The sequence below is a fragment of the Microcystis sp. M_QC_C_20170808_M3Col genome, assembly GCF_007095505.1.
Lineage (GTDB): Bacteria > Cyanobacteriota > Cyanobacteriia > Cyanobacteriales > Microcystaceae > Microcystis.
Genome location: NZ_SFBY01000418.1, coordinates 1 through 4,735, shown reverse-complemented (window position 1 = coordinate 4,735; position 4,735 = coordinate 1). Strand labels below are relative to the sequence as shown.

The window sequence follows — 4,735 nt, the reverse complement described above, 5'->3', positions numbered from 1 at the left end:
TTCCGACCAGAAAAGCTTGGCCGGGTAAAAAGTCGCGCGCAACAAGTACAAGAAGCTATAGGCGGTCAACGTACCGTGGGACACACGGAATCGGGCTTCTGAAATGGGGCGAAAGTCTGCGGACTCTGTGTAAGACAGTACATGGTTTTTTAACTGTGGTATGCGACGGTGGTGGAAGCAGAAACTTAAATCGTGAGGTTTAGGAATCGCCGCACTTTTAGGGCGGCGAGGATGTCAAGAGTTTACTATTTCCTCCTTAGAAAAAGTTGATAATCGGTTCACCTGGCTTGGCATTTATAAAGGTCGATCCCGTTTGTCGTTTCTCGAATCGTTCCCGAGTTTTCACGTAGGCGAGATCGGGTAACGACACATAGCCTACACTGTCCACGTATTTCCAGGAATTATCCACAAAGAAACGCACGAAACGTTCAACCGAAGGTTTGCTATCCAGTGCCTTCTTGCTAACGTAAATGAAGAGGGGGCGAGTGAGGGGACTATAGGTATTGCGCTTGACGTTCTCCAAAGGAATGGGCTTAACACACTCTTTGCCCTCCAGATTTTCTAGCCCGACCACGTTTACCTTGTCTTGATTTTGCATTACGAAAGCGATCCCCGCGAAGGCGAATCCGTTGGCATTGCCGATGACTCCCTGAATCAGAGTATTTTGGTTAAAGCTGGGCGTATAATCGCTCCGAATATTCCCTCTTCTCTTGGTGATCGATTGGGTGAAATAATCGGTCGTTCCCGCGTCCACAGGAGGTGCGAATAACAGAATTCTCTCTTTGGGAAATTTAGGATTAACTTGATCCCAAGTAACGATTTTCCTTTCGGCTTCTGCCTCCCAGAGTGTCTTTAACTCTTTTCGAGTTAGGCACTTGAGAAACTTATTGTTTTTGTTCGCTACCAACGCCAGACCGTCCAGCGCCATGGGTAGCTCGATGTACTCGATTCCCGCCCTCTCACAGGCTTTCGATTCCGATTCCCGGATGACACGGGAAGCGACCCCAATATCGATGCTACCGTTACAGAGCCGGGTAAATCCCCCACCTGTACCGCTAAAGGCCACCCCGACTCGGGCGTTGGGAGCGACTTTTTGATATTCTTCGGCAACGGCGAGCGCTAGGGCGAAGCCCACGGCCCCCCCGTCCACGCTGACTTGTTGTTCCCCGCTTTCCGCTCTGTCGGCGCAACCGGTCATCCAGTGGCCTATCAGTAAGAGGGGAATTAGATAAAAAAGACGGAATTGTTTCATAGACTTGAAGAGAGATTGATAACAATATCGGTGATGGCTTTTAGGTGGGAGAATTCGCTCTGATTTGGTCGAAAATAGCTCCCTTCGCTAAAAAATCGTTACGGATCAAAGGCCAACCCCCTAAATCTTGGGAGCTAAACAGGGTTTCCACGGGAGGTAATTTTGCTTCGGTGGCGATCTTGATAAAGGGATTGACCGATCGATAGCCTAATTTGGCCAATTCCGGTTGTGCCGGCTCGGAATAGAGGAAATTGACAAAGGCCTCGGCCACCTCTCGCGTGCCGTGTTTATCGACATTTCTATCCACCACCGCAACGGGATTATCGATCGAGATATTGACCGGAGGGACGAAGTAACTGGTGTCGGGTCGATTTCTGGCCGCTAGAATTACCTCGTTTTCGTAGGTGACTAAAACATCCCCCTTTCCTTCTTGGAAAAAGGCATTGCTGGCTTCCCGCGCGTCCCTGGCTAGGGTGGGAATCTTTTCATAGACTTGGCGGACAAAATCCAATGCCTGTTCCGGTTCGCCCCCCGTTTGCGTCACCGAACCCCAGAGGGCTAATAACTGCCAAATAGCGATCCCGGAAGTTTTCGGATCGGCGGATAGAACCGTAACGTCCTCTCTAGCCAGATCCGCCCAAGATTGAATCTTTTTCGGATTTCCCGCCCGTGTGACGATCGCTGCAACCGATCGACTCACCACTCCCCTTCTCGGAACCCGATCTTCCCAACTGCGATGAACTAACCCCGCGTCGGCGATGCGCGTCACGTCTAGAGGTAGGGCTAGATGTACCACGTCCGCCTCTTGTTTCCCCGCAATCACGTCATCGGCCTGGGCCAGGGAACCGCCGTAACTCCGCTGGAAAATGACTTTTTGGTTATGCTCTTTTTGCCATTTATCGACGAATTTCGGGATAATCTGGTCGTGAGCGGCTTTCGTGACCGAAAAGGAAACGAGATTTAATTTCACCTCTGGTTTCGAGGCGATCCCCCCTGACGTACAGGAAGCGAGCGCGAGCGCACCCAGCAATCCTAATACCAAGAAGGATACAAATCCCCGCCGCGATAGCGAATGGAAGCGACGAAATAGCGATCGAATTGATAACAGTGATACATTCATCGGGATTTTCCCTATAAGGTTGATCTAAAGGAGTTCTCGATTATCGCGGTCTATTCTCTCTTTCTCAATTCTGACTCCCGTGCGAGCCAGAGATTGTCGATTTTTACAGGGGCCTAATTTAGCCGATGGGAATCAACAGGCGATAGGAGCCGTTATCGAGAATAATCCGTAGCCCCAACCACATCAGCACAAAGGGGAAAAGCTTACTCGCATAACGGCTGAGGACAACCGCGATCCCCGGTTGGCGGGTTAGATTATAGGAGAGAAATAACCAAGTACAAACGATTAAATAGCAGATCGGGATGATTACGGCTAACTGCGCCACGGTACTATTGGCGAATAGGGGAATGTAGATACCGAGATTATTGCCGCCATTGGATATCGTGACCGCGGAAACTTTATAGGTTTGGCGATCGCTGAGGACTTGACCGAGGGATAGTCTTCGCGAGGCGAACCCGTGAAATTGGGCGTTTCTTCGCAAATTCACCTTGCGATCTGCGGTTTCCCTCTCGTTATCGCGATTTAACGTCAGTAAATTTCTCACACCGATGAGGATCGGCAGGATTCCGAGAAGACCGATATAAATCGGCGGGATGATTAAGCCGAGTAGAAAACCGACCAAGCTAACCGATACTAAGGCCGTAAACCCGAGTAGCTCGCCGACGACAACGTGAACCGGGCGAAAGGTACGATTTACCTCGCTAAAGAAGCCGGTTAGATAAATATTGTCGTCGAAGGTGGTGGCTATGCCGGTGGCCACCGCGATTTTGACGATTTCGATCAACCAATCCATCCATACCACCTCGATCTCTCAAATGCGGGCGCAATTTCTTTTTGAAACTATATCATTTTGAATACATTTATAAATGTACTTTGTTACACAATCGAGGAGTCGTGGATTTTTATAGTATGTAAATAAAACTAATGGCAGCTATGGCGAGGGAGTTGGGAAACTCTTCTCTCTTGTCCCCTTTCCCGATAATAAATCTTGTTTTCTGCGAGAAATCCCATGCTCCACCGTTCGATCAAGTGTCTCTGGAAACCGTGGCGAAATTGGCGGGCAGTTCTTCCCGCGATGCTTTTTTTGACCAGCCTGGTCGGGAGCTTTCTCCTGGCTGGATTTTCCGACACGATCGCCGTCGGTCAAAATTCTCGATCGGATAACCCGATTCTGAACCTCGTCGATAGCTTTAAATTCCCCCGGAATACGACTCCCCGACTATTGGAAACCGTGGGATTATTTATCGCTGGAATTCTCTTCTGTATCGCGATCGATCGCTGGTTCAAGCACTCGACCCCCTCCGATATCACTCCCCTCGCCAAACAAGCGCGGCGGCTAGGAACCCTCAAGATCGGCTATCCCGAAGGCATGACCAATCTGGAAGTTCTCCGCGCCCAGGCCTTTCTCGAAAGACGCTTAAAACCCTTTGGGGTGACGGTAACGTGGACGAGTTTTCTGGCCGCTTCCTCTCTGATCGAGGCTTTGAGCAACGGAACGATCGAATTCTGCGGTGGTGGCGGTACGGCGAGTATTTTCTCCCAAGCGGCGGAACACGTCTTCGTCCGGGTAGCCAAGGAAAAATATACCGCCCCGAAAGGTCAGGCGATTCTCGTACCAGAGGATTCGCCAATACAGACCTTGGCGGATTTAAAAGGCAAAAGAATCGCCTTCGATCGGGGTTCGAGCGCCCATTACGTCCTCATCCGCGCACTGATGAGAGTGAATCTCGAATTAAGCGATATCGAACCGGTGTATGCGACTCAACCGGAAGCACTGGTGCTTTTTCGTCGCGGTGAGATCGACGCTTGGGTGGTGTGGGTTCCCTACTCGCCCACCGAGACGCGCACCTATCCAGGAAGATCGGTGGCCGATCTAGAGAGCATCTTTGGGGAAAACGCCTCTCTAGAAGTGCCGACCTATTATTATGCGGTTCCCGAATTGGTACGCGATTATCCCGATGTACTGAAAGTGATTTTAGAAGAGGTGAACGAGGCGGGTGCTTGGGCGAAACAACAGGAGTTAGAGGCGACGAGACGCTTGGCAGCTCACCACGAGATCGACCCGGTGATCGTCACTAATCTCGAACAACGGGCCTCTGAACGTGCCATTATCCCGATCGATGATCGCTCTCTGGCGGCCCTACAACACCAAGCTAATATCTTCCGAGACCTGAAACTGATCCCCCATCGGGTCAATGTGCGCGACGGAACCTACACCCTACAGACGAAACAAAATTGGACATATTAATAGTTAGTAAAAGTATAGTCAAATATAGACAGACTGAATTCCATTTCAGAAATTCCCTTCACTTTTACTTCGAGAGATTGATTCTCCTTGGGTGAACTACGCACCTCTCTATCCC

4 protein-coding genes are annotated in these 4,735 nt (G+C 50.3%); 1 reads left to right on the top strand and 3 read right to left on the bottom strand.

All coding sequences use genetic code 11. The features are described 5' to 3' along the window. Positions 1–256 precede the first annotated feature (256 nt). The 3 genes from EWV84_RS19225 to EWV84_RS19215 form a co-directional block, all read right to left on the bottom strand. Complete coding sequence (locus tag EWV84_RS19225) at positions 257–1,252, bottom strand: PstS family phosphate ABC transporter substrate-binding protein (RefSeq protein WP_287079392.1); 996 nt, start codon at positions 1,250–1,252, stop codon at positions 257–259. A gap of 40 nt (positions 1,253–1,292) precedes the next feature. Next, positions 1,293–2,372, bottom strand: coding sequence for a sulfate ABC transporter substrate-binding protein (locus tag EWV84_RS19220; protein WP_287079391.1), 1,080 nt, complete (start codon positions 2,370–2,372; stop codon positions 1,293–1,295). 118 nt (positions 2,373–2,490) lie between these two features. Then, on the bottom strand, positions 2,491–3,165 hold the full coding sequence (locus EWV84_RS19215) for a cadmium resistance transporter (RefSeq protein ID WP_287079388.1): 675 nt from the start codon (positions 3,163–3,165) through the stop codon (positions 2,491–2,493). 216 nt (positions 3,166–3,381) lie between these two features. Here EWV84_RS19215 and EWV84_RS19210 point away from each other — a divergent pair, with 216 nt between their 5' ends. After that, complete coding sequence (locus EWV84_RS19210; RefSeq protein ID WP_287079387.1) at positions 3,382–4,620, top strand: sulfonate ABC transporter substrate-binding protein; 1,239 nt, start codon at positions 3,382–3,384, stop codon at positions 4,618–4,620. The last annotated feature ends 115 nt before the right edge of the window (positions 4,621–4,735 follow it).